The 21,842-nt window shown below is 53.1% G+C and carries 24 protein-coding genes and 1 tRNA gene; 7 read left to right on the top strand and 18 right to left on the bottom strand.

The window, feature by feature from the left end; genetic code table 11:
* Positions 1-801, top strand: an 801-nt coding sequence (locus LJE94_11665; GenBank protein ID MCG6910766.1) for a hypothetical protein, incomplete at its 5' end; no start/stop codon positions are given.
* Positions 802-843: 42 nt separating this feature from the next.
* Complete coding sequence (locus tag LJE94_11670; GenBank protein MCG6910767.1) at positions 844-1,680, top strand: methyltransferase domain-containing protein; 837 nt, start codon at positions 844-846, stop codon at positions 1,678-1,680.
* 148 nt (positions 1,681-1,828) lie between these two features.
* Here the strand turns inward: LJE94_11670 and LJE94_11675 are convergent, their stop codons facing one another.
* The 17 genes from LJE94_11675 to kdsA all read right to left on the bottom strand — a co-directional run bounded on the left by LJE94_11675 (position 1,829) and on the right by kdsA (position 13,203).
* A complete protein-coding gene (locus LJE94_11675; GenBank protein MCG6910768.1) occupies positions 1,829-2,278 on the bottom strand; it encodes a hypothetical protein in 450 nt (149 codons plus the stop codon).
* A 179-nt stretch (positions 2,279-2,457) separates the two neighbouring features.
* Complete coding sequence (locus LJE94_11680) at positions 2,458-2,880, bottom strand: GNAT family N-acetyltransferase (protein MCG6910769.1); 423 nt, start codon at positions 2,878-2,880, stop codon at positions 2,458-2,460.
* A gap of 16 nt (positions 2,881-2,896) precedes the next feature.
* Positions 2,897-3,346, bottom strand: a complete 450-nt coding sequence (locus tag LJE94_11685; protein MCG6910770.1) for a hypothetical protein — start codon at positions 3,344-3,346, stop codon at positions 2,897-2,899.
* A gap of 111 nt (positions 3,347-3,457) precedes the next feature.
* Positions 3,458-3,544 (bottom strand) — tRNA-Leu (locus tag LJE94_11690).
* Positions 3,545-3,598: 54 nt separating this feature from the next.
* Positions 3,599-3,943 (bottom strand): preprotein translocase subunit SecG, encoded by a 345-nt coding sequence (secG, locus tag LJE94_11695; protein MCG6910771.1) that lies wholly within the window; start codon positions 3,941-3,943, stop codon positions 3,599-3,601.
* 62 nt (positions 3,944-4,005) lie between these two features.
* Complete coding sequence (tpiA, locus tag LJE94_11700; GenBank protein MCG6910772.1) at positions 4,006-4,761, bottom strand: triose-phosphate isomerase; 756 nt, start codon at positions 4,759-4,761, stop codon at positions 4,006-4,008.
* Between the two features lie 183 nt (positions 4,762-4,944).
* Positions 4,945-5,949 carry a type I glyceraldehyde-3-phosphate dehydrogenase gene (gap, locus tag LJE94_11705; GenBank protein MCG6910773.1) on the bottom strand — a complete coding sequence of 335 codons (1,005 nt, stop codon included), beginning with the start codon at positions 5,947-5,949 and terminating at the stop codon, positions 4,945-4,947.
* A gap of 39 nt (positions 5,950-5,988) precedes the next feature.
* Complete coding sequence (locus LJE94_11710; GenBank protein ID MCG6910774.1) at positions 5,989-6,405, bottom strand: PTS fructose transporter subunit IIA; 417 nt, start codon at positions 6,403-6,405, stop codon at positions 5,989-5,991.
* Positions 6,406-6,471: 66 nt separating this feature from the next.
* Positions 6,472-7,353, bottom strand: a complete 882-nt coding sequence (rapZ, locus tag LJE94_11715; GenBank protein MCG6910775.1) for an RNase adapter RapZ — start codon at positions 7,351-7,353, stop codon at positions 6,472-6,474.
* A 122-nt stretch (positions 7,354-7,475) separates the two neighbouring features.
* Entirely contained in the window at positions 7,476-7,934 is a 459-nt protein-coding gene (locus LJE94_11720) for a PTS sugar transporter subunit IIA (protein ID MCG6910776.1), read from the bottom strand.
* A 21-nt stretch (positions 7,935-7,955) separates the two neighbouring features.
* Positions 7,956-8,489, bottom strand: coding sequence for a ribosome-associated translation inhibitor RaiA (raiA, locus tag LJE94_11725; GenBank protein MCG6910777.1), 534 nt, complete (start codon positions 8,487-8,489; stop codon positions 7,956-7,958).
* A gap of 11 nt (positions 8,490-8,500) precedes the next feature.
* A complete protein-coding gene (gene rpoN / locus LJE94_11730; protein MCG6910778.1) occupies positions 8,501-9,934 on the bottom strand; it encodes an RNA polymerase factor sigma-54 in 1,434 nt (477 codons plus the stop codon).
* A gap of 1 nt (position 9,935) precedes the next feature.
* Positions 9,936-10,658 (bottom strand): LPS export ABC transporter ATP-binding protein, encoded by a 723-nt coding sequence (lptB, locus tag LJE94_11735; GenBank protein ID MCG6910779.1) that lies wholly within the window; start codon positions 10,656-10,658, stop codon positions 9,936-9,938.
* Between the two features lie 12 nt (positions 10,659-10,670).
* A complete protein-coding gene (locus LJE94_11740; GenBank protein ID MCG6910780.1) occupies positions 10,671-11,198 on the bottom strand; it encodes a hypothetical protein in 528 nt (175 codons plus the stop codon).
* A gap of 19 nt (positions 11,199-11,217) precedes the next feature.
* Positions 11,218-11,799 (bottom strand): LPS export ABC transporter periplasmic protein LptC, encoded by a 582-nt coding sequence (gene lptC, locus LJE94_11745; GenBank protein ID MCG6910781.1) that lies wholly within the window; start codon positions 11,797-11,799, stop codon positions 11,218-11,220.
* 4 nt (positions 11,800-11,803) lie between these two features.
* Positions 11,804-12,337: an HAD hydrolase family protein gene (locus tag LJE94_11750; protein ID MCG6910782.1), complete on the bottom strand. Its 534-nt coding sequence runs from the start codon at positions 12,335-12,337 to the stop codon at positions 11,804-11,806.
* A 62-nt stretch (positions 12,338-12,399) separates the two neighbouring features.
* Positions 12,400-13,203 (bottom strand): 3-deoxy-8-phosphooctulonate synthase, encoded by an 804-nt coding sequence (gene kdsA, locus LJE94_11755; protein ID MCG6910783.1) that lies wholly within the window; start codon positions 13,201-13,203, stop codon positions 12,400-12,402.
* A 216-nt stretch (positions 13,204-13,419) separates the two neighbouring features.
* Between kdsA and LJE94_11760 the strand changes: the two genes are divergently transcribed.
* From LJE94_11760 to alaS, 5 genes are all read left to right on the top strand, one after another.
* Positions 13,420-14,793 carry a M23 family metallopeptidase gene (locus LJE94_11760; protein MCG6910784.1) on the top strand — a complete coding sequence of 458 codons (1,374 nt, stop codon included), beginning with the start codon at positions 13,420-13,422 and terminating at the stop codon, positions 14,791-14,793.
* A 15-nt stretch (positions 14,794-14,808) separates the two neighbouring features.
* A complete protein-coding gene (locus LJE94_11765; GenBank protein ID MCG6910785.1) occupies positions 14,809-15,984 on the top strand; it encodes a homocysteine biosynthesis protein in 1,176 nt (391 codons plus the stop codon).
* A gap of 213 nt (positions 15,985-16,197) precedes the next feature.
* Positions 16,198-16,788, top strand: a complete 591-nt coding sequence (thpR, locus tag LJE94_11770; protein ID MCG6910786.1) for an RNA 2',3'-cyclic phosphodiesterase — start codon at positions 16,198-16,200, stop codon at positions 16,786-16,788.
* Between the two features lie 98 nt (positions 16,789-16,886).
* Entirely contained in the window at positions 16,887-17,921 is a 1,035-nt protein-coding gene (gene recA, locus LJE94_11775) for a recombinase RecA (GenBank protein ID MCG6910787.1), read from the top strand.
* 89 nt (positions 17,922-18,010) lie between these two features.
* Positions 18,011-20,647: an alanine--tRNA ligase gene (alaS, locus tag LJE94_11780; GenBank protein ID MCG6910788.1), complete on the top strand. Its 2,637-nt coding sequence runs from the start codon at positions 18,011-18,013 to the stop codon at positions 20,645-20,647.
* Positions 20,648-20,939: 292 nt separating this feature from the next.
* Here the strand turns inward: alaS and dapB are convergent, their stop codons facing one another.
* The gene (dapB, locus tag LJE94_11785) at positions 20,940-21,770 is read right to left on the bottom strand and encodes a dihydrodipicolinate reductase (GenBank protein MCG6910789.1); all 831 of its coding nucleotides are present in this window, start codon (positions 21,768-21,770) and stop codon (positions 20,940-20,942) included.
* Positions 21,771-21,842: the final 72 nt, after the last annotated feature.

Below are 21,842 nucleotides of genomic sequence, written 5' to 3' on the forward strand. Positions count from 1 at the left end.
AAAGTAATCTATTTGTTTTCTCGAGACCTTCCTCAGGGAGGCCTTTGGTCCTACTTTCATTTCAACGGCAGCATCTTGATAAATCAGGGGTGGCTTTGGTTTCTGCCGGTGCTGTTTTTGTTCGACATGGTTTATCTGGCAATGTCTAAAATCAATCTGCCCGTGCGGAACATCGGCCTGAAAGCTGTTGTTCCGGCCATGTTACTGATTGGATTTGTATACAGTTTTATAATGAGCAGGTATGGCCTTTACGGCTGGACCAAAACAGTTCTTTTGGATTTTCAGAATGAGAGACTTTTGATCTATTTCATGACCTTTCTGCTCGGAGCCTTATGCTATGAACTGGGCATTTTCAATGGAAAGCCCGCCGGTAAAAAACTCTACTACACTCTATGCGCGACCATCTGGATCCCAATGAACGTGTACATCATTTTCCTGTTGAATCTGATATTCAATCCGGGACAGTTTATCCTTTCAGGAACCATGGATGTATCTTTGACCTGGTTGGGTTTCCATCTGTCAATGCTTGGAATGATGTATATCGTCATCAATACATTCAGGTATTATTTGAATCGAAGCGTAAATTTTTTAGCTTGGTTGAACAAATGCTCTTTCGGTGTTTATGTTGTCCACTTTATCGTAATGGGTGTTGCCGCAACCATGCTGCTCAACGCCGCCGTACCGTCGCTGGTAAAGTATAGTCTTTTAGCCCTAATCACCTATGGAGCCAGTAGCTTGATGGTTTATTTTTATCATATGAGTATTCAAGGTTTGGGGCTCCTGAAGACGGACAGAGCATAGCCTGGGAACAGGACTAATATACCGCTAAATAAAGGGTAAAAAATGTTTGAAAAATTAGAGAAAATCAACGAAAGACCCGAACCGTTCCAATTTTACACCGCAAGCGACCTATGGACCGATGAGCATACGTCAAAACAGATGCTCGCATTTCACCTCAATGAGGTCATCGATGTTTCTTCGCGAAACGCGGAATTCATCACTCGATCGGTGGATTGGATCACAAACGAGATTAACATCGGCAGGGGCAATAAAATAATCGATTTTGGCTGTGGCCCTGGATTATACGCAGCACGTTTGGCGAAACATGGGGCGAATGTGACCGGCATCGATTTCTCGGGCAGTTCCATCGAGTACGCAAAGAATGTTGCAGCCCGGGAGCACTTGAACATTCGCTACGTGCATCAGAATTACATGGAGTTTGAAACCGAGGAACGTTTTGACCTTGTGTTAATGATCATGTGCGATTTCTGCGCTCTCAGCCAGATGCAAAGAAAGGGGCTTCTGCGAAAATTCCATGAGATCTTAAAACCGAGTGGGTCGGTTCTCCTTGATGTGTATTCCTTATCGGCATTTGAACAAAGGGAAGAGGTTGCGACATACGAGATAAATCAGCTCAACGGATTCTGGGCAGCAAACAAGTATTACGGGTTTCTAAATACTTTCAAATATCGAGAAGAAAAGGTTGTGCTGGACAAGTACACAATTATTGAACTGGGTCGCACCAGAACGGTATACAACTGGCTGCAATATTTTGCTCCCGAAGACCTTGAGAAGGAGTTTGTAGACGCTGGCTTTTCGCTTGATGGGTTTTATTCGGACGTGGCAGGAACCCCGTATGATCAAAATTCGAGCGAATTTGCAGTCATCGCCAACGCTTGATGTTAAGATCTACCATTATGATAACAATACCTAACCAGAATGTCTAGGGTGCTTTGTGAAAAATCATGCAAAGTTTTCTTAACTAATTGGAAATACGAAATAAAAATTGAAATCAGACTTGTTAAGAATTGCGTAGAAGGTAACGAGATTAGACGGGTTTCTGGAGCAACTTGAAGCGGATACGCAGGACACCATCCTCAAAGCTGGTGGTTGTTATCCGGAAAGAACCGATATCGCCGGTCGAGGATACATGCTCACCGATACAAGGGCAGGCATCGTAATCACCGACATGGACAATCCGGATGTGGTCATCACTAACATCCTCAGGCAGCTTGTCGGTGTTGTATAGACGGTCGGCATCTGCCCCTGTAACGAAGGACTCGGTCACCGGCATGTTAGACTCAATTACACTGTTCACAGCGGACTGAATTTCCCGAATCTCATCCACGGTCAGTTGATGATCAAAGCGATAATCGCACTTGGATTTCTTGCGTTCAATATGGGCAGAGAAACATCGTCCGCAGTCGTACATGCGCACCATTGTCTGGTTCAGGATGTGCTCTGCTGTGTGCATTCGAGAATCGGTTTGTCTCTTCATTGCCTATCCATTTCTATTATTTGCCCCCGGGGGGAGATACCTATGGGGGTAGGGGGGTGGCTCTCAGCGGCCGCATATGGGGACAAATACGGTACCTCGCATACAGGTTTTCCAGATTTTTTTTCACTTTCGCCTAAAATAAGCTCCTCTCACCTTTTTTTACATTACAGAGCCATACGCTATTCTATAAATCCTCGTTCCTGCATCAAATCGCTTTTAATAAATCGACCCATGCCCGTTTTCATCTTTCTGAATCCAAGTTTCTTATAGAACCCCTCCTTACCAGGAGATGCGTAGAGAATGATATTGCAGTGGGATAAATGAGCTAACACGCTCTTCATGATGATTTTTCCGATCCCCTTTCCCTGAAATTCAGGGAGAACTGCACAGTCATAAATCGCCGCTTGATAGCTGCCATCTGATATTGCTCTACCAATACCAATGAGTTGTTCAGAATTATAGACAAACACAGTTGTATGGCTCGCTTCAAACGCCTTTTTATGGATGCCAGAGCTATGGTAAGCCATGCCCGCAGATTTCAACAATTTCTGTACATCTTTCCAATCTACATCAGCACAGTCATATCGTATATCAAATTCCATATTGATCATTGCCTCCTTACTTCACCACCCACTTGCTGTCCTTGAGGTGCGAGAGATCAAGAGGGTAGGTAATCTTAGAGACAACCTCATCCAGTAGAACTTGAGGCTCAAACTGTTTACCATATAGATCCCAAGTGATATCCCCACGACCCTTGTGACCAAAAAATTCTTTCACGTATTGCCTATGCGCACCATTTTCTTGGAGGTAATTGATGCACGTTTGTCGTAAGCTATGAAAAGTCATTTTTTGTCGTTCTGCTTCAATATCACACCTTTTCCTAAACTTGGTGAACCATTGACCGGGTCCATGTCCCCAACGGTGTTTTATCGAACCAGTCTGGAGACTATAGCGCAATTCTTTCTTGCCGACAACGTCATGGAGATCTTTCGGTACAAACATGCTGAAACAGAAAGAATGGGCGCTTCGAATGAGGTAAGAGGGGGAGGTTCGTCCGGAATATTTCATGGTCAATCCTTTCACTTGGTGTAACGGATTAGTGTAAGTGATTGGTTTTGACCGTGGTGCCGAATATCCAAACAAAAAAGCCTCTTTAATAACAGAGGCTTAGCTTTATGATGGTGCCGAAGGCGGGATTTGAACCCGCACGACCGTAGGTCACTACCCCCTCAAGATAGCGTGTCTACCAAATTCCACCACTTCGGCATGATATGTTAATTTGTTCCGGCCTAATGCATCGAGGGACGCGGCCGTAGCCCTTTATTCGGTTTTCTCCTGATTGGCGTCAGGTTGCGCCGCCGGTTCGGCCGCCGGTGCCGGTGATGATTCTTCGACGGGCGCGGTGTTTTCCATTACCACGGATTTTCCACCGCCATGGTTGCCGGCGACGTAGGCTAGCGAAAGGGAGGTCAGCATGAAAACAATGGCGGCAACCGTGGTTGCCTTGCTCAAAAAAGTGGAAGCACCTGTGCTTCCGAAAAGCGTCTGGCTGGAGCCTCCGCCGAAAGCGGCCCCCATGTCGGCACCCTTGCCGGTCTGGAGCAAAACGATCATGATAAGCGCGATCGATACGATGACATGAATGATGATTACCAGTAATGACATATTATATCCCTTCCTAAGTTGAGCGTTTCAAATTTTAAAAATCACCCAAGTTAGGCTGCTGTTTAAAACTTTACGATCTGGCTGAACGAATCCGCATCCAGGCTTGCGCCGCCCACCAGCGCACCGTCTATGTCCGGCATGGACATCAGTTCGGCGATGTTTCCCGGTTTAACGCTGCCGCCGTACAGAATTCTGATGCGTTGCGCCAGGGCGTCGTCGAATTGCTTGGCAATGGACGCCCTTAAAAACGTATGAACCTCTTGAGCCTGCTCAGCAGTGGCTGTTTTGCCGGTTCCTATGGCCCAGATCGGCTCATAGGCGAGGACCAGGTCCTCCAGGTCACTTGAAACAAAACCCTTTAACCCAGCTTGAACCTGTTTGTCAAGCACAGAAAAGGTTAAATTTTCATCGCGTTCCGTTTCGGATTCCCCGATACAGAACACCGGTTTCAGCTGACAGGATAGGGCGGTGCGAATTTTCAGGTTGACGGTTTTGTCGGTTTCCCCAAAAAATTGGCGCCTTTCGGAGTGTCCGATGATGACGAACCGGCAGCCTGCGGACAGGAGCATGTCGCCCGATATTTCCCCTGTGAAGGCACCCTCCTTTTCCCAGTAGAGGTTCTGCCCACCCACCGCAATGGGTGAGCCCTTGACGACGTTGGCCACCGGGAACAGAGCCGTATAGGTCGGAGCGATCATGATGTCCGTCGACGTTACGTCGCCCACGAGGCTTTTCAGTTTCTGTGCGGTTTCCACTGACTCATCACAGGTTTTGTACATTTTCCAATTGCCGGCGATCAACGGTCTGCGATTTGGCATAGGTGACACTCCTGTTTTGACGTGTTGATATTTTAGCGTCTATTTTGCAGCTGCATGCACCGCAACGTCGCATGAACGGAGCCCGAGTGTGGAGCGGGAACCGCAGGCCCTATTTGTAGGAATAGCGGCGAAGCTGCGTTCAAAAAAGCATTGAACCGTTTCGGGAAACGGTTCGGTTCTTTTTTATAGCATGGAGCCGATCATGGCCGCCAGGTCCACCATTCGGCTGGAGTAGCCTGATTCGTTGTCATACCACGAAAGCACCTTGACCATGTCCCCGATGACGTAGGTCGTTTCGGCGTCGAAAATAGACGAAAGCGTATCGCCGTTGTAGTCCGATGACACCAGGGGCAGTTCGGAATACCCCAGTATGCCGGAGAGCGCGTTTTCGGAGGCTTCTTTCATGGCCTGATTCACATCGGAGCCGGTCACCCCGGATTTTTCAATGGTGGCGACCAGGTCAACGATCGAAACATTGGGCGTGGGCACCCTGATCGCAAGCCCGTTCAGTTTGCCGGACAACTCCGGCAGAACCAGGGACACGGCCTTGGCCGCACCGGTGGTCGTCGGTATCATGGAAAGGCCGGCCGCCCTGGCGCGCCGGAGATCCTTGTGCGGGAAGTCCAACAGGCGCTGGTCTCCGGTGTAGGCATGAATGGTGGTCATCAGGCCGGCTTTGATACCGAAGTTCTCCAGCAGCACCTTGGCCACGGGGGCCAGACAATTGGTGGTGCAGGAGGCATTGGAGACGATGTGGTGCTGACGGGGATCGTAGGTGTTGGCGTTGACCCCCATGACGATGGTCGTGTCGGGGTCCTTGGCCGGGGCCGAGATAATGACTTTGCGCGCGCCGGCGGCTAAATGCTTGGCCGCGTTGTCGCGGTCACGGAAAAGCCCCGTGCATTCGGCGACGATATCGACACCGTAGGACTTCCAGTCCAGCTTTTCCGGGTCCCGCACCGCCGTGTAGGCGATGGAGCGTCCGTCCACTTCAATGGCGCTGTCCCCGGCGACGACGTCATGGTCCAGCCTGCCGTGAACCGAATCATAAGCCAGAAGATGAGCCATGGTGGCGGCGTCGGTAAGGTCGTTGACAGCGACAACCTCCACGTCCGAATGCCGCAGCGCCGCCCTGAATACGAGCCTTCCAATTCTTCCGAAACCGTTGATACCAATTTTTATAGTCATGTCGTTTCCTCCCGGTTCGTTGTCTGCTTCCTAACGCTTTTATTTGTTTTTTTTGTTGCCCTTGAGTATGCCGCTGGCTGCCGAGATGCTTTTTTTCCCGTATGTTTCAAGGTGAGCGGCCAGTTCGGAAAGACCCATTTTTTCCCGCGAACCGACGGCCTTGATCAATACAGGCAGATTGACACCGGATATCACTTCCACTTTTCCCTCTTCGAGAAATGAATAACTCAGGTTGGAAGGGGTTCCGCCGAACATGTCGGTCAAGATCAGCACGCCCTTGTTTCGATTGACTTTTTTTATCGATTTGGCGATTTCCGACCGCAGAGCATCGACTTTTTCGTTGATGTCGATGGAAACGGATGTAACCGCTTCCGGCTCATACCCCAAGATAAACCCGGCCGCATCGATAAGCGCGTCACCGAGTTTTCTGTGCGTGATAATGGTTATGCCTATCATATTTACTTCTTACCTCTACTTCAGCTCTTAACTACTTGTTTATGCTTTAAATATGAAATACGAAATTTAGGTTAGCGTTTGTGATTCCTGATCGATATCCCTGTGCGAAAGGCTTATGTCCCTTTCATGCTTTTGGATATGGTTGTACAAGCTTTCGGCGATGGCGACTGAGCGGTGGCGTCCCCCGGTACATCCGACGGCTATCGTCAGGTACGCTTTTCCCTCATTTTCATATCTGGGTACCAGGAAATCGATCAGATCCAGATATTTTTGCATGAAAATCCCGGTTACCTGCCGGTCGAGAACAAAAGACCTGACCTCACTATCGCGCCCGTCCAACGGTTTCAACGACGGGATGAAATATGGATTTGGAAGAAACCGGACATCCATGACCATATCCGCGTGAAGCGGGATACCGTACTTGAAGCCAAATGACAACACATTAATGCGAAAGTTATTCAGCTTCGTGTTTTTTTTAACAATTTCAAATATCGCCGATTTCAGGTCGTGTACGGTAAAGGCCGAGGTGTCTACGACCAGGTCGGCATCCCTTTTTAATTCTGCGTACAGGCTTTTTTCGGTCCTCACGCCGGCAAGCAAGTCGCCGTTCGATGCCAAAGGGTGTTGCCGCCTGGTTTGCGAGTAACGCCGCACAAGCGTTTTTTCATCCGCCTCGAGGAAGATGATTTCAAACGGGTATTTCTTCGAGGCAAGTTCAGTAAAAACGGGTTTGCAACTGTCGAGAAAACCTTTCTCCCGCAGGTCCATAACAAAGGCAAAACCCGGTCGTTCCGCATTGACGGCTACGTATCGCTCCAGAAAAATCGGCAGGAGCGCCACGGGCATATTGTCGACGCAGTAAAAACCGGCATCTTCGAACGTGTCCAGAGCCGTACTCTTACCCGAACCCGCCCGTCCGGTGATGATGAATATTTTCTTGTTTTTCACGATTGCCCAATATTCCAGACCCGACCGGGTGCAGGGGGAATGGCAGTGGAGTCGTTGGCTGTGTGACGCAACTAACGGAGGACTGCAGCCTTTTACGCCCGGGTGACTTCACGGGCCGCACGTTAAAACTCTTCGTCCTCCTGCTGGATGATATTATAGATGTCGTCCCTGTCGGATGCGTTGAGCAGCTGCTCTTTGAAAGATTCATCCTTGAGCAGTCTCGATATGCGCGCCAGCATTTTGAGGTGCAGTCCGGTCGAGTTTTCGGGTGTCACCAGCAGAAAAAAGATGTGGGTCGGCTTGCCGTCCATGGATTCGAAGTTAACCCCTTTGCGGCTCAGTCCAAAACCCAGTACAATGTTTTCGAGATTTTTCAGTTTGCCGTGCGGAATCCCGACGCCGCCGCCAATTCCCGTACTGCCTAGCCGTTCGCGGTCCAACAGCACCCTGATGAGGCCGTCGACACCGACACCGGCCACCTTGGCCACCGGTGCGAGCAGTTCTTCCAGAACCCCCTTTTTATCAGTGGATTCTAGGTTTTCCAGAATGGCTTCCTTGTTCAGTACATCCAGAATCTTCATCTCGATTCACCATGTTGTCAATCAGGAGCTAGGCTGAATGAGTCCTAAGTGGCCGTCTTTACGGCGGTAGAGAACGTTTATGCGATCCGTGTGCGCGTTGGTAAAAACGAGAAAGCTGTCGTCGACAAGCTCCATTTGCATGACGGCTTCGTCGACGTCCATGGGTTTATACTCGATATTCTTGATTTTGATCTGTCTTTCGACATCGTCTTCCACCGGGAACCGGTCTTCTTCCTTTCTGCCCTTGTCCCTGAACTTGGCGCCGGTTCTTCTTTCGCGTACTTTTTCCTTGCTCTTTTTTATCTGCGATTCGAGTTTGTCCAAAACCATGTCGATGGCGGAATACATGTCTTCGGTTTCTTCCTTGCCGATGATGTTCATGCGGTCGCCGATGATATTGATTTCCGCTATGTGCCGAAACTTTTCAACGGCCAGAACGACATTGGCTTCTGCGGGATTGTATAGATATTTGTCTAATCTATCCAGCTTATCAGAAACATAGGTTTTTAAATTGTCGGAGGAATCCAGGTTTTTGAACGTCACCGATGTCTGCATAAAGACCTCCTTTATAGTTGTTTGCGTTTATTCGATGATAACACACCCAGCATTTCGCGGTATTTGGCCACCGTCCTGCGGGCGATGTTGATGTTTTGCTTTTTGAGCAACTCGGCCATCTTGCTGTCACTGTGCGGCTTGTGCGGGTTCTCGCTTTCTATTAATTTTTTTATTTTTTCCTGCACGCTTGCCGATGCAATGGCCTCGCCGTGGACACGCTTAATAGAACTGTTGAAAAAATATTTCAACTCAAAAATACCCTGTGGCGTGTAGGCATATTTGTTGGTCGTAACCCTGCTGATGGTCGACTCGTGCATGTTGATGTCTTCGGCGACATCCCTGAGCACCATGGGCTTTAAATGGGTGATGCCGTGATCGAAGAACGGCCGCTGGAACTTGAGGATGCTTTCCATGACTTTGTAGATCGTCTTCTGGCGCTGGTGGATGCTCCTGATCAACCAGGCGGCGGAACGCAGCTTTTCCTGAAGGTATTCCTTTGTGTTTTCGGAAACGGTTTCCCCGGTGGAAATGGCCTTCCGGTAATAGGGGTTGACCCTGAGTTTAGGCATGCCGTCATCGTTGAGAACGATGATGAAATCCCCCTCGGATTTGTACACGTAAATGTCCGGGGTGATGTACTGCGGCTCCTCCTCGCTGAACTGCCTTCCGGGCCGTGGTTCCAGCGTTTTGATGAGGTTGACGACGGCGACGACGTCGTCCATGCGCACTTTCAGGGTCTTGCAAATGATCTTGTAATTTTTGTTCTCCAGATGGTTGAGGTGGTTGGTAACGATTTCCGTCATCAACGGATCGTCGATGCCGAGATGCCGCGCCTGGATCAGCAGGCATTCGCCGAGGTTGCGCGAACAGACGCCGATGGGATCGAACGTTTGAAGAACCGCCAGCACTTCTTCCACCATTGACAGCGGGTATCCGGTGTTTTCGGCGATTTCTTCCAGCGCTGCATCCAGATAACCGTCCCTGTTGAGATTTCCAATGATCAGGCTGCCGACTTTCTCTTCCTCGGGCGTGGGAAAGGTCATGAGAAACTGCCAGAGCAGATGGTCGACGAGCGACTCCTTCTTGGAAATGAAAGCGTCGAAACGCGGCGAATCTCTGCCCTCGGTTTCGAAATTGACCCTGCCGGGAGAGTTGTATTCGTCCAGGTAATTGTTCCAGTCGATTTCGTCGGGGATTTTTTCATCGATGGTGACCTCTTTTTCCGACGCTGCCCCGTCATCGCCCGATTCGGCCCTGTCCGTTTTCTGATCCTGGGTGATATCCTCCTGCACTTCCTCCAGCGCCGGGTTCTCCTCCAGTTCCTGGCTGATTTTGTCCATCAGTTCCAGCCTTGAAAGCTGAAGAAGCTTGATCGCCATCTGCAGCTGAGGCGTCATGATGAGCTGCTGGGTCAGTTTTAGCTGCTGCCGAAGTTCTATAGCCATCTTACAACCTGAATTCGTCCCCCAAGTAGATTCGACGGGCGATTTCGCTGGAAGCGATTTTATTGGGCGATCCCGACTCTATGACCTGCCCATCATTTAATATATACGCCTTATCGCAGGCTTCAAGGGTTTCCCGTACGTTATGGTCTGAAATGAGAATGCCGATTTTTTTATTTTTCAAGTGGCCGATAATCTTCTTGATGTCAATGACAGCCAGTGGGTCTATACCAGCAAAGGGTTCATCAAGCAAAATAAAAGATGGATTGGTTACCAGGCATCTGGCAATTTCGAGCCGGCGTCTCTCACCGCCTGAAAGTACCCCGGCCTTCTGGTCCGACAGACGATGGATCCCCAGTTCCTCGATGAGCTTTGTCGCCCGTTCTTCCCTTTCCTTTCTTGAAAACGACATGGTTTCCAGGATAGCCATGACGTTCTGTCTGACCGTCAGCTTACGGAATACGGAAGATTCCTGCGGCAGATACCCGACGCCGCGTCGTGCCCGCTGGTACATGGGCAGGTCGGTTATCTCCATGTCATCCAGGTATACATGCCCCTCGTCCGGTTTTACCATGCCGACGGTCATGTAAAACGTCGTCGTTTTCCCGGCACCGTTCGGCCCGAGCAGCCCGATCACGTCTCCGGAATCGACCTCGAGGTCCACGGAATTGACGACCCTGCGGCCGCGATAGATTTTTACCAGCTTGCGGACAGATAATGTGGACATAATTTCTCCCGGCTATTGATCAAAAGACAGCCCTTTTTCACCTGAGAAGAACTGGGCCTCCACGCGCTCGTCGTCGTCGCCTTCGACCCTGATGCGGTTGTCCGCCTGATGAAGGGTGATCTTCGAGCCGGTGATGGTGTTTTTTCCACTGACTATCCTGGAACCCTTTCCGGTAAGCACGATCGTCTGTTCGCCGGGCGACCACTCGGCCCGATCCGTCGTCGCCAGCATTTCTTTGACGGTGATTTTCACGTTTCCTTCGGCCACGATTCGCCGAATGGATTCCACGCCCGGTTTGGCCTCCTTATTCCGGTCGCCGGAATCGGCATACAAAACTTTCAGCCGGTCCGACACAATGGTCATGTCGCCGCGTACGACCCGGACGCTCCCTATAAACTCCGCGGTTTGGGTTTGCGTATCCGTTAGCAAACGGTCCGCCGTGACATGGATCGCATTGTCGCCTGCGGATGCCGGGTTTGCGGCACGGAGGCATACCGGCAGGCACAAGATCACGGCCAGACACACGATGACTGCAAACATTGCCGGGTATACTCGATTGCTATAAGTTGAAGGCTTCACTGAGAACCCCCCTCACATTTCCCAGGAATTCGGATCTCCTGCTTTTCAGATCGACCGAAACGTTGTCGGCGCTCAATGTAAACATATCGCCCCACACCTTGACCGCTTGGTGCGTGTAAAGGCGCCGGGCCGTGTGGTTGTACGAGAGGGTCGAGGTTTCAAGGCGGTAGACGCCGTTGTCGACCACGACATTGCCCTCTACTTTGATGTCCTTGGTGTCCGTTTTCAGGTAACCCCGGTCGGCATGCACCGTGATCGCGTCACCGTCTTTCATGTAGAAAACCACTTCCAAGTTATTCAAAAAAGCCTGGTTTTCGCTGTCCATGTAGTCGGCGGAATCCGCCGTCAACGTCCATTCTCTGACGCCGTCCCTGGTGGCCGTGTGGTGTACTTTGCCGATGGAAATGGTGGCCTTGCCCCGATCACCGTGCAGGGTCTCCTCGCCGCCCTTCGTGTGTCGGCGGTACCTTACGAAGATCGTGACCACGGTGGCGATGGTAATGGCGATGGCCAGTATAAGTGCGAATTTCAGCAATCGCTTTTGTTTGTTTATGCCGACCAAAGAATCAGCGCTTCCTTCCGCCGGCAGCCCACTTTTCAATTATCTCATCGTAAAGGCCTCTGGCCTTCAGGATCGCGTCACATATCTCGCGAACCGCACCATGGCCTCCGGGGGCTTGGGTAACCCAATCGACTCTTGGTATGACCGACTCATGGGCGTCCGCCACCGCAATGGAAACGCCCACCAGCCTCAAAAGCGGAAGATCCACCAGGTCATCGCCGGCAAATGCCATCTCGAGCGGATCGACGCCCGTTTTTGCACGGATCTGCTTAAAAACGGACGCCTTGTCGACAACGCCGTCGAACAAAAGATCGATTTTCAGGTTTTCACAGCGGTGGCGCAGAACGCCGGACGTTCTGCCCGTGACGATGCCCACCTCTATACCCGCGTCCTTCAGCAGGCGGATACCGAGGCCGTCGCGGGAATTGAACACCTTTACCTGCTCGCCGCTGTCCGTGTAAATGATGCCGCCGTCGGTCAGCACACCGTCAACGTCCAGGAGGAGCAGTTTAATTTTCTTGAGTTTTTCCGGGTTCATGATCTAAGGGAAACCTTTATGGAGCAAAAAAACACGAAACTGTGAAACCACGAAAAAGGCATTCAAACGATTTCACGGATACGTTTCAAGGTGGTCAGCAATTCCTCCAGGCTGTCCAGATACAGGGAGTTCGGTCCGTCGCAAAGGGCGTTGTCGGGGTCGGGGTGGACTTCCATAAAAACACCGTCCACACCAACGGCGACGGCCGCCTTTGCCAGGGCAGGAGCATACTCGCGTTGCCCTCCGGAGCGTTCGCCGCTTCCGCCGGGGAGCTGCACGCTGTGAGTTGCATCGAAAACAACCGGGCATCCGGTTTGCTGCATCATTCCGATCCCGCGAAAATCGACCACCAGGTTGTTGTACCCGAACGTGGTGCCCCTTTCGGTCAATAAGATATCGGCGTTGCCCGTGGATTTCACCTTGTTGACGACATTGTGCATATCCATTGGAGCAAGAAATTGTCCCTTCTTGATATTGATCGGCCGGCCGGTTCGGGATATCTCGAGGATGAAGTCCGTCTGCCTGCACAAAAAGGCCGGCACCTGGATGATGTCGAGAACTTCCGCCGCCTGGGATATCTCGCTGATACGGTGAACGTCCGATAAGATGCTGATGCCCAACTCCGATTTGATACGGGACAGAATGGCGAGGCCCTCGTCGATTCCCGGCCCCCTGTAGGAATTGATGGACGTGCGGTTGGCCTTGTCAAAGGACGCCTTGAAAACAAAATTGAGCCCCATGCTCCCTGTCAGCGCTTTTAGAAAAGAGGCGATGCGGAAGGTTGTCTCATAATCCTCGATCACGCACGGCCCCGATATAACGAGAAGCGGATGGGACTTGCCTATTTGTATGCCGTTAATTTTCATTTTGCCTTTGTATATCGGTGGCCCGAATATTGCAAGAGCAAATCACCATCCGCCATAGGTGGGCAAGCCTCGAAAATCGTTCAGTTCAGGCCAGGGAAAAGCGCTTTCCGCGACCACCGGGGTTTTTTCACGACACACCATTTAGCCTTGATTCCGGGATGCGTAGCTGTTATTGTTTCTGTTCTATTTCGAAAAAGAAAGGACAAGGGTAACTCATTGAAAGAAAAAAGCAAAAAAGGAAAGGGCTGGCTGCTTATCCTGCTGACGGCGGTTGTTATGGTAACGGTTGCGGGGGTACTGGTCGTCCGCATGGAGGGGGAAGCCCCCCAGGTTGAACTGACTCTCGGCACCACTGCATTCGGGCTGACGAAGGAAGTGAAGATAACCGTCGCCGACGGAAAAAGCGGGCTGCAGAAAATTTGGGCCGGCATTATCAAGGACGGCCGGGAAGTCGAACTTCTGAAAAAGACCTACGCTTCGTCGGGAATTTTAAGAAAGGGGAAGGTAAGTCGGGATTCCTTCGATTTCAGCGTAAAACCCAAGGAACTGGGGCTCACGGACGGGAGCGGGATGCTGCGGCTCGTGGTGACGGACTATTCCTGGAGAGGTTGGGGCAAGGGCAATCGGACCTATATTGAAAAACCAATTAGCATAGATACGCAAGCGCCCCGCATCGACGTGCTGACCCACGCCCACAACATCAGCCCGGGAGGGTCCGCCCTCGTTGTCTACAAATTGTCGGAACCGTGTGAAACCAGCGGGGTTGCGGTGGGGGAGCACTTTTATCCGGGGTATGCCGCCGGTGAAACGGAAAAAGATCTGTACATAGCATTTTTCGCTCTGGCCCAGGACCAGGCCAAGGGTACGCCCATCAGTCTCGAAGCGACGGACCCGGCCGGCAACCTGTCCAGGGCCGGGTTTTATCACTACATCAAGAAAAAAAATTTCAGAAAGGATGTCATCAGAATAAGCGATGGTTTTCTGGATGCCAAACTGCCGGAGTTCGAACCGCTGCTTGCCGGGCAGACCGGCAAAGAGCCCATCGAGAAATTTCTGTATGTCAATCGCGAGATCAGGAAGCAGAATAAAATCGTCATCGACAAGATAACCGCCAGCAGTGACCGGCAAGTCCACTGGAAAGGCACTTTCATCCGGCTGCCCGGCTCCGCATCCCGGGCCCAGTTCGCCGACCGGAGGAGCTACCTTTACAAAGGCAAAACCATCGACCACCAGGTGCACCTCGGGCAGGACCTGGCGTCGCATTCCATGGCGCCGGTTCCGGCTGGCAACAGCGGGAAAATCGTATTCAACGAGTATTTGGGAATTTACGGCAACACGATCATCATCGACCACGGGTATGGATTGTTCAGCCTGTATGGCCATCTCAGCAGTTCAAACGTCCGGAAGGGACAGATGGTGACCAAGGGGGACATCATCGGGCACACGGGAAAATCGGGTATGGCCGGAGGCGACCACCTCCATTTCAGCATGCTGGTACACAACACCTTTGTAACGCCGCTGGAGTGGTGGGACGCAGATTGGATCAGGAACAATGTTACGGACAAATTGACGGAATTCGCAAAGAACTAGCTCAGGGGACGGGCCATGAAAAAATTCAAAGTTGAAAAGACCTACCGGGAGATCAATACCAGAATCAAAGCGGGAGAGGCCGTTGTCGTGACAGCGGAGGAAATGATCGGCATGGTCCGGGAGGCTGGGCCGGTCGAGACCGCCAGACACGTCGATGTGGTAACCACCGGGACATTTGCACCCATGTGCTCGTCCGGCGCGTTTATCAATTTCGGGCACACCAAGCCTGGCATCAAAGCCTCGAAGGTCTGGTTGAACAACGTGCCCGCCTATGGAGGCATCGCCGCCGTGGATTGTTACATCGGGGCCACCGAGCCGTGTGAGGACGATCCCCTGAACAAGGTCTATCCCGGCGAGTTCCGGTACGGCGGCGGACACGTCATCCAGGACCTCGTGGCCGGTGAAAAAGTGCATCTGAAGGCCACGGCATACGGCACCGACTGCTACCCGAATCAAGGCATTGAAAAAGAGATAACCCTGCGGGAATTGAACAATGCCGTCCTGTGCAACCCGCGGAACGGTTACCAGAATTACAACTGCGCCGTGAGCCTGAAAAAGCACACGGTGTACACCTACATGGGGGCCCTGCGGCCGAACATGGGGAATGCCAACTTTTGCTCGGCCGGGCAGTTGAGCCCCCTGTTAAACGATCCCTACTACCTGACCATCGGACTGGGAACGCGCATTTTCCTTGGGGGTGCCGAAGGGTATGTCACCTGGAGCGGCACCCAGCACAAACCGGTTGTGAAACGCACGTCCAAAGGGGTGCCGGTCAGCCCGGCCGGAACGCTGTTCGTAATGGGCGACCTCAAGAAAATGAAACCCAAATGGCTCACAGGGGTCAGCATTCAAGGGTACGGCTGTTCGCTGGCGGTTGGCCTGGGCATCCCCATCCCCATCCTGAATGAAAAGATGGCCCAATACACGGCCGTGTCCGACGAGGAAATCTTCACCCAGGTCATCGACTACGGCAACGACTACCCCAAAGGGGAGGCCCGGAGCCTGGGGCAGGTGAGCTACGCGGAACTGAGGAGCGGCTCCATCAAGGTGAAGGGTAAAACCGTCCCGACGGTCCCGCTCTCGAGCATGGTGCGCGCAAGGGAGATTGCCGACCTGCTGAAGCGCAGGATCGAGAGCGGCAATTTCCTGCTGGGAGAACCGCAGTTTACCCTGGGGCGCGGCTCGTTATAGCGGCCGCTTTGGGTTAGCGAGTTTGTTGAGTTGGCTGGTCATTGGGTTGCTTGAACTCGTTGGGTTCACCGGTTCATCGGGTTGCCCGCATTTTCCGATAACGCAATGAACGCAACAAACGCAATTAACAAACAACCCATCAAATTTGAATTTGTTTCGAATTTCGATATCGGGATTTAGGATTTACCTGGAAGCGGGGGGCACAGCGGCCTGATGCGTGCATTCATTGCGTTCAAACTTCCTGAGGGGGTCACTGCGTCGCTGGGTTCCCTTCAGTCCCGTTTGAGACAATACGGTTTGAACCTGCGCTGGGTGCGACCGGAGAACATCCACCTGACGTTGAAGTTTCTGGGAAACGTCGACCCCGACCGGCGGGAAAGCCTGGCGGCGGTCCTCAGACAGGTTTCAGGAAACCATCAGGGACTCTCCCTGCAAGCCAAGGGACTGGGCGTTTTCCCCACGATCAGGAAAGCGCGGGTGTTGTGGAGCGGCGTGCACGGCGATACCGACCGCCTGCATGACTTTCATGACGATTTGGAGCATGCCCTGGCGGCGGAGGGGTTCGAGCCCGAGAAACGAAGCTTCCGGGGGCATCTCACGCTCGGCCGCGTCAAAGGCCGCATACGGCCGCAGCAACTTGCAGGTGCCATCGAGTCGAACGGCTCTTTTTCTTCATCGCCGTTTTCCGCCGAAAGGGTGACGCTGTTCAGGAGCGAGCTGAAACCCTCGGGGGCGGAATATACGGAGATAGCCGGGGCAGACCTGACGGGGATGCCGCCGGGTGTTGGAAATGACTTAAATTGAGCGATTTTCGGGTCTGCCGCTGAAAATAGTTTCATTTTGATCATTTTTATAATTTGAAGCGCTCAACATAGGAATGAATATTTTAAGGAGGGTTATACATGAGCATCTCACCTGAAAAAGAAAAGGCGGTGGACAACGCCATGTTGCAGATCGAACGCCAGTTCGGCAAGGGGTCCATCATGAAATTGGGAAGTCGGCCGATCATCGAGGTGCCCGTGATATCGACGGGTTCCATCGCGCTCGACAAGGCCCTGGGAGTGGGGGGGCTCCCGCGGGGAAGAATTATAGAGATTTACGGACCGGAATCTTCCGGCAAGACAACCTTGGCGCTCCATGGCGTGGCCAACGCCCAGAAACAGGGAGGCATCGCCGCCTTTGTGGACGCGGAGCACGCCCTGGACATCGGTTACGCCAAAAAACTGGGCGTAAATTGCGACGAGCTGCTGGTTTCCCAGCCGGATACCGGCGAACAGGCGCTGGAGATCGCGGACATGCTGGTCCGCAGCGGCGCGATCGACGTGCTGGTGATCGACTCGGTGGCCGCTCTCGTTCCCCGGGCCGAGATCGAAGGCGAGATGGGGGATTCGCACATGGGGCTTCAAGCCCGGCTCATGTCCCAGGCCCTCAGGAAACTGACCGGAACCATCAGCAAAACCATGACGTCCATCATCTTCATCAATCAGATTCGCATGAAAATCGGCGTCGTTTTCGGGAACCCCGAGACGACCACGGGCGGCAACGCCCTCAAATTTTACTCTTCGGTACGCATGGACATCCGCCGGTCCACCGCCATCAAGGACGGGCAGGAGGTTACCGGCAACCGGACGCGCGTAAAGGTTGTGAAAAACAAGATGGCGCCGCCTTTCAAGAATGCCGAATTCGACATCATGTACGGTGAGGGCATATCCAAAACGGGCGACCTACTGGATGTCGGCGTCGAGGAGGGCATCATCGAAAAGAGCGGTTCCTGGTATTCCTACAACGGTGAACGGATCGGCCAGGGACGCGAAAACGTCAAAGTCTTTCTGGCCGACAACCCGGATATTTTCGAGGACGCCTACAGACGGGTAAGGGAATCCGTGGGGCTGGTTCCCAAGAAAACGCCGGATGAAGAGCAGGACGGGGAAAAATAGTGGCATGCCACGCACCAAGGTACGTGGCCTCCTCATATCCGTATGCCAAAAAAATCACATGACCATTGCAATTAACGTTGGGGGTACGCATGACCGGCAACGAAGTACGCAGCACGTTTCTAAAATATTTTCACAAACACAATCATCAGATTGTCAGGAGCTCCTCCCTGGTTCCGCAGGACGACCCGACCCTGCTTTTCACCAATGCGGGCATGGTACAGTTCAAACGAACCTTTCTGGGAGAAGAGAAGCGGGGGTATGCACGGGCGACCACCTCGCAGAAATGTGTCCGCGCCGGGGGCAAGCACAACGATCTGGAAAACGTGGGCTACACGGCAAGGCACCACACATTTTTCGAAATGCTGGGCAATTTTTCGTTCGGCGACTACTTTAAGGAAGGGGCGATCGAATTTGCCTGGGACCTTCTGGTCAACGGGTATGGACTGCCGGCCGAAAAGCTGTACGCATCGGTGTACCTGGACGATGACGAAGCCTACGACTTGTGGCATGAAAAGATCGGCCTGCCCACAGATCGTATCGTCCGGTTCGGCGAGGAGGACAATTTCTGGGCCATGGGCGACACCGGTCCCTGCGGCCCCTGCTCCGAACTGTTGCTCGACAGGGGAGAACCGTACGGCTGCGGCCGCCCCGACTGCAAGGTGGGCTGCGAATGCGACCGCTATCTGGAAATATGGAACCTGGTTTTCATGCAGTTCAACCGCAATGCCGCCGGTGAAATGACGCCGCTGCCTAAACCGAGCATCGACACGGGGCTGGGCCTCGAGCGCATGGTGACCCTGCTTCAGGACTTGCCCACCAATTACGAAACAGACCTCATCATGCCGATTATAAAAAAAGCCGAAGACCTGGCCGAGAGAAAGATGGGGGACAGCGGGGAAGACGACGTGGCCATGAAGGTGATTGCGGACCACAGCCGGGCGGCCGCCTTTCTTATCGGCGACGGCGTCCTGCCGTCCAACGAAGGTCGCGGGTATGTACTGCGCCGGATTATGCGGCGGGCAATCCGCTACGGGCGCAACCTGGGGCTCGTGAAACCCTTTCTGCACAAGACCGCCAGCGTCGTGTTCGATATCATGGAGGATGCCTATCCGGAACTCAAGGAATCCCAGGCGTTCATTACCAAGGTCATCCAGAACGAAGAGGCGCGTTTTTCGGAAACCCTGGATTTCGGGCTGAGGCTGCTCAATGACACGCTGGCGGATATCAGGGCCAAAGGGCGGAATCAGGTCCCCGGAGATGTGATTTTCAAGCTGTACGACACCTACGGCTTTCCGGTGGACATCGTGAGGGACGTGGTCCGCGACAGGGCCATGGAACTCGACATGGACGGGTTCGAGTCGGCCATGGAGGGGCAACGCAAAAGGTCGAGATCCGTCACCGCCTTTTCAGGGGTCGGTGACGCCTATCGCGATCTGTCGGCAGAGGGGTTCGTCCCCGAGTTTTTGGGCTATGATCGAATCGAAGCCGTATCGAAAATAAAACTGATCGTCGCAGACGGCAAGGAGATTCCTTGGGCGGAGAAAGGGCAGACCGTCGAGGTGCTCACGGCGGCGACGCCGTTTTACGGTGAATCCGGCGGGCAGGTCGGCGATACGGGCAGCATCGTTGCCGCCGACGGCACGGCCTTCGAAGTGGCGGTGGCGGACACCGTCAAGGACCCCAACGGCCTGATCATTCATAAGGGAACGGTTGTTTACGGCACCGTGCGCAAAGGCGACGACGCCCTCCTTACGGTGGATGCCCAAAAGAGGGCCGCCACCGCCCTGAACCACACCGCTACCCATATACTGCACTATGCCCTGCGGAAGGTGCTGGGGGAGCATGTCAAACAGGCCGGGTCTGCGGTTGGGCCCGACAGATTCCGTTTCGACTTTACCCATTTTTCGCGGGTGGAGCATGACGCGCTGGATGAGATCGAGCGGTTGGTAAACGACCGTGTCCGCGAAAATGTTGCCGTGCAGAAAGAGGAGATGGACGCCGAAACGGCTCTCAAGTCCGGCGCTACGGCTCTTTTCGAAGAAAAGTACGGTGACAGGGTGCGGGTGATTTCCCTCTCCAATTTCAGCAGGGAGCTGTGCGGTGGAACGCACACCGACCGGACCGGCGACATCGGCCTGTTTAAAATAATCGGTGAGTCGAGCGTGGCCTCGGGTGTACGGCGCATCGAAGCCCTGACCGGTTCGGCCGCCCTTACATTCGTACAGCAGTCGGTCGGCGTCTTGCAGGAAGCGGCGATGCTGCTGCGCGACAAGCCCGAAAGTGTCGCCCAGCGGATCGAGAAAATGATGGCCCAGCAGAAAAGCGCTGAAAAAGAGATCCAGCAGCTGAAAGCCAGGATTTCCACCATTTCGGCAGGCGAAACCGAGGATGCCTTCAAGAATGTGAACGGCGTCAAGGTGCTGGTGAAGAAAGTCGAGGTCGAATCCCCGGCAGCCCTGCGGGAACTGGCGGACCGGTTCAAGGACAGAATTGCGTCGGGGGTCGTCGTGCTTGGAGGGGTTGCGGGGGGCAAGGTGCTGCTGATCGCCGTGGTCACGAAGGACCTGGTCGATAAATTTCATGCCGGCAACATCGTCAAGCATGCGGCCGGGCTTGTCGGCGGCGGCGGCGGCGGAAGGCCGGACATGGCCCAGGCAGGCGGAACCCAGCCGGAGAATCTTGAAAAGGCGCTGGTTGCCGTTCTGGAGATGATAGAAAAGGCGTAAATATGTTAGTGCTAAGTGTTAAACTTTATGTTCTAACGCATTTAAAATATAGATTAATATCAAATTTAAAGACGTATTGAAATGCTGGCCACTTGAGCCTGGCCGCAGATATTTTGATACGCCGGTAACAGAGGCAATAAAATTCCAAGCACCAAATCCGAAATCCTAAACAATAGCGTATAAACCACATTCGACGTTGGATGTTGGACGCTGGATGTTCGATTTAGGTTGGAAATTGCCTTGGGCCTTGCGCCATAGGTTTTACGTTTCACCTCTCACGTTTCACGGTTTTTTATTTTCCCTTCAGCACATCGATCATGCTGAACACCTCGCCCTGGCTGCCGGCGCGCACTTTCGCGGCGAGGTAGACGATGGCATCCATGGTGCCCCGGGCGTATATCTCCCGGCCGTTGACGTTGTGGGTGAATGCAAACCTCACCGTCCGGTCGTCGGAATCAAGCGTGTAGGTATGCCACCCGTGGCCTTCGAGAAAGGCCTCGGGAATGCCCCACTCTTTGGACTGCACTTCCGGATTTCGCTCCATTTGAATCCTGCCGGCGTCGAATTCGATTCCGAGGTCGTTGAAGTAGCCGACCATCGCCTTGGCCGTCCCGCTGGTGTCGGCCTTGCCCTGCTGGTGGCTTTCGCGAACCGTCAGGGAGTATCCCTTGAAAAGGCCCGGGAAGGTTTGTGACGCCCACTCCATCATGGCCTGAAAGCCGACGATCTGCTTGGCCATGTTGGGCGCGATGACCGCGGAAGCCAGCGACCCTTTGACTGCGTCCACCAGGGCCTCCCGGTCTCCCCCGGTGGTTCCCATGACGAACGGCAGGCCGTTTCCGGCGTAAAAAAGGGCGTTTTCGTTGACGGCCGAGGGGTGGGTGTAATCCACGGCGATAAACGGCTTCAGCTTCCCGAAATGATCCGCTGCCGCGGCTTCCCGTTCCGACGGATGGATCAGTTTTATCTCCAAATCTCCGATGCAGCAGGACGACGCCTCTATTTCGGCGCCGGTCAGCGACCAGGAAAGCAAATTGAAACGGTGGTCTTCGAAGATATGCCGGGCGATAACCGTGGCGACGTTGCCGGGCAGGCCGTTGACCATGACGTTGATAGGGTTCATAGGCACCTCCTGTGTAATAATCAATAATTTCTGATCTTCTGTCCCACCTCCTCCGACCTCTGAGCTTTTCCC

This window comes from Deltaproteobacteria bacterium, assembly GCA_022340465.1.
In the GTDB taxonomy this organism is placed as follows: Bacteria; Desulfobacterota; Desulfobacteria; order Desulfobacterales; family B30-G6; genus JAJDNW01.

What these genes read in the sequence shown, in the direction of transcription:
- raiA (MCG6910777.1), bottom strand. Translation starts at nt 8,489, where the DNA reads ATGCAGACATCGGTGACGTTCAAAAACCTGGATTCCTCCGACAATTTA.
- tpiA (MCG6910772.1), bottom strand. Translation starts at nt 4,761, where the DNA reads ATGCCAAATCGCAGACCGTTGATCGCCGGCAATTGGAAAATGTACAAA.
- LJE94_11670 (MCG6910767.1), top strand. Translation starts at nt 844, where the DNA reads ATGTTTGAAAAATTAGAGAAAATCAACGAAAGACCCGAACCGTTCCAA.
- rpoN (MCG6910778.1), bottom strand. Translation starts at nt 9,934, where the DNA reads ATGGCTATAGAACTTCGGCAGCAGCTAAAACTGACCCAGCAGCTCATC.
- kdsA (MCG6910783.1), bottom strand. Translation starts at nt 13,203, where the DNA reads ATGAAAATTAACGGCATACAAATAGGCAAGTCCCATCCGCTTCTCGTT.
- secG (MCG6910771.1), bottom strand. Translation starts at nt 3,943, where the DNA reads ATGTCATTACTGGTAATCATCATTCATGTCATCGTATCGATCGCGCTT.
- dapB (MCG6910789.1), bottom strand. Translation starts at nt 21,770, where the DNA reads ATGAACCCTATCAACGTCATGGTCAACGGCCTGCCCGGCAACGTCGCC.
- LJE94_11675 (MCG6910768.1), bottom strand. Translation starts at nt 2,278, where the DNA reads ATGAAGAGACAAACCGATTCTCGAATGCACACAGCAGAGCACATCCTG.
- LJE94_11765 (MCG6910785.1), top strand. Translation starts at nt 14,809, where the DNA reads ATGAAAAAATTCAAAGTTGAAAAGACCTACCGGGAGATCAATACCAGA.
- LJE94_11685 (MCG6910770.1), bottom strand. Translation starts at nt 3,346, where the DNA reads ATGAAATATTCCGGACGAACCTCCCCCTCTTACCTCATTCGAAGCGCC.
- LJE94_11720 (MCG6910776.1), bottom strand. Translation starts at nt 7,934, where the DNA reads ATGAAGATTCTGGATGTACTGAACAAGGAAGCCATTCTGGAAAACCTA.
- alaS (MCG6910788.1), top strand. Translation starts at nt 18,011, where the DNA reads ATGACCGGCAACGAAGTACGCAGCACGTTTCTAAAATATTTTCACAAA.
- thpR (MCG6910786.1), top strand. Translation starts at nt 16,198, where the DNA reads ATGCGTGCATTCATTGCGTTCAAACTTCCTGAGGGGGTCACTGCGTCG.
- gap (MCG6910773.1), bottom strand. Translation starts at nt 5,949, where the DNA reads ATGACTATAAAAATTGGTATCAACGGTTTCGGAAGAATTGGAAGGCTC.
- lptB (MCG6910779.1), bottom strand. Translation starts at nt 10,658, where the DNA reads ATGTCCACATTATCTGTCCGCAAGCTGGTAAAAATCTATCGCGGCCGC.
- LJE94_11740 (MCG6910780.1), bottom strand. Translation starts at nt 11,198, where the DNA reads ATGTTTGCAGTCATCGTGTGTCTGGCCGTGATCTTGTGCCTGCCGGTA.
- recA (MCG6910787.1), top strand. Translation starts at nt 16,887, where the DNA reads ATGAGCATCTCACCTGAAAAAGAAAAGGCGGTGGACAACGCCATGTTG.
- LJE94_11750 (MCG6910782.1), bottom strand. Translation starts at nt 12,337, where the DNA reads ATGAACCCGGAAAAACTCAAGAAAATTAAACTGCTCCTCCTGGACGTT.
- LJE94_11680 (MCG6910769.1), bottom strand. Translation starts at nt 2,880, where the DNA reads ATGGAATTTGATATACGATATGACTGTGCTGATGTAGATTGGAAAGAT.
- LJE94_11710 (MCG6910774.1), bottom strand. Translation starts at nt 6,405, where the DNA reads ATGATAGGCATAACCATTATCACGCACAGAAAACTCGGTGACGCGCTT.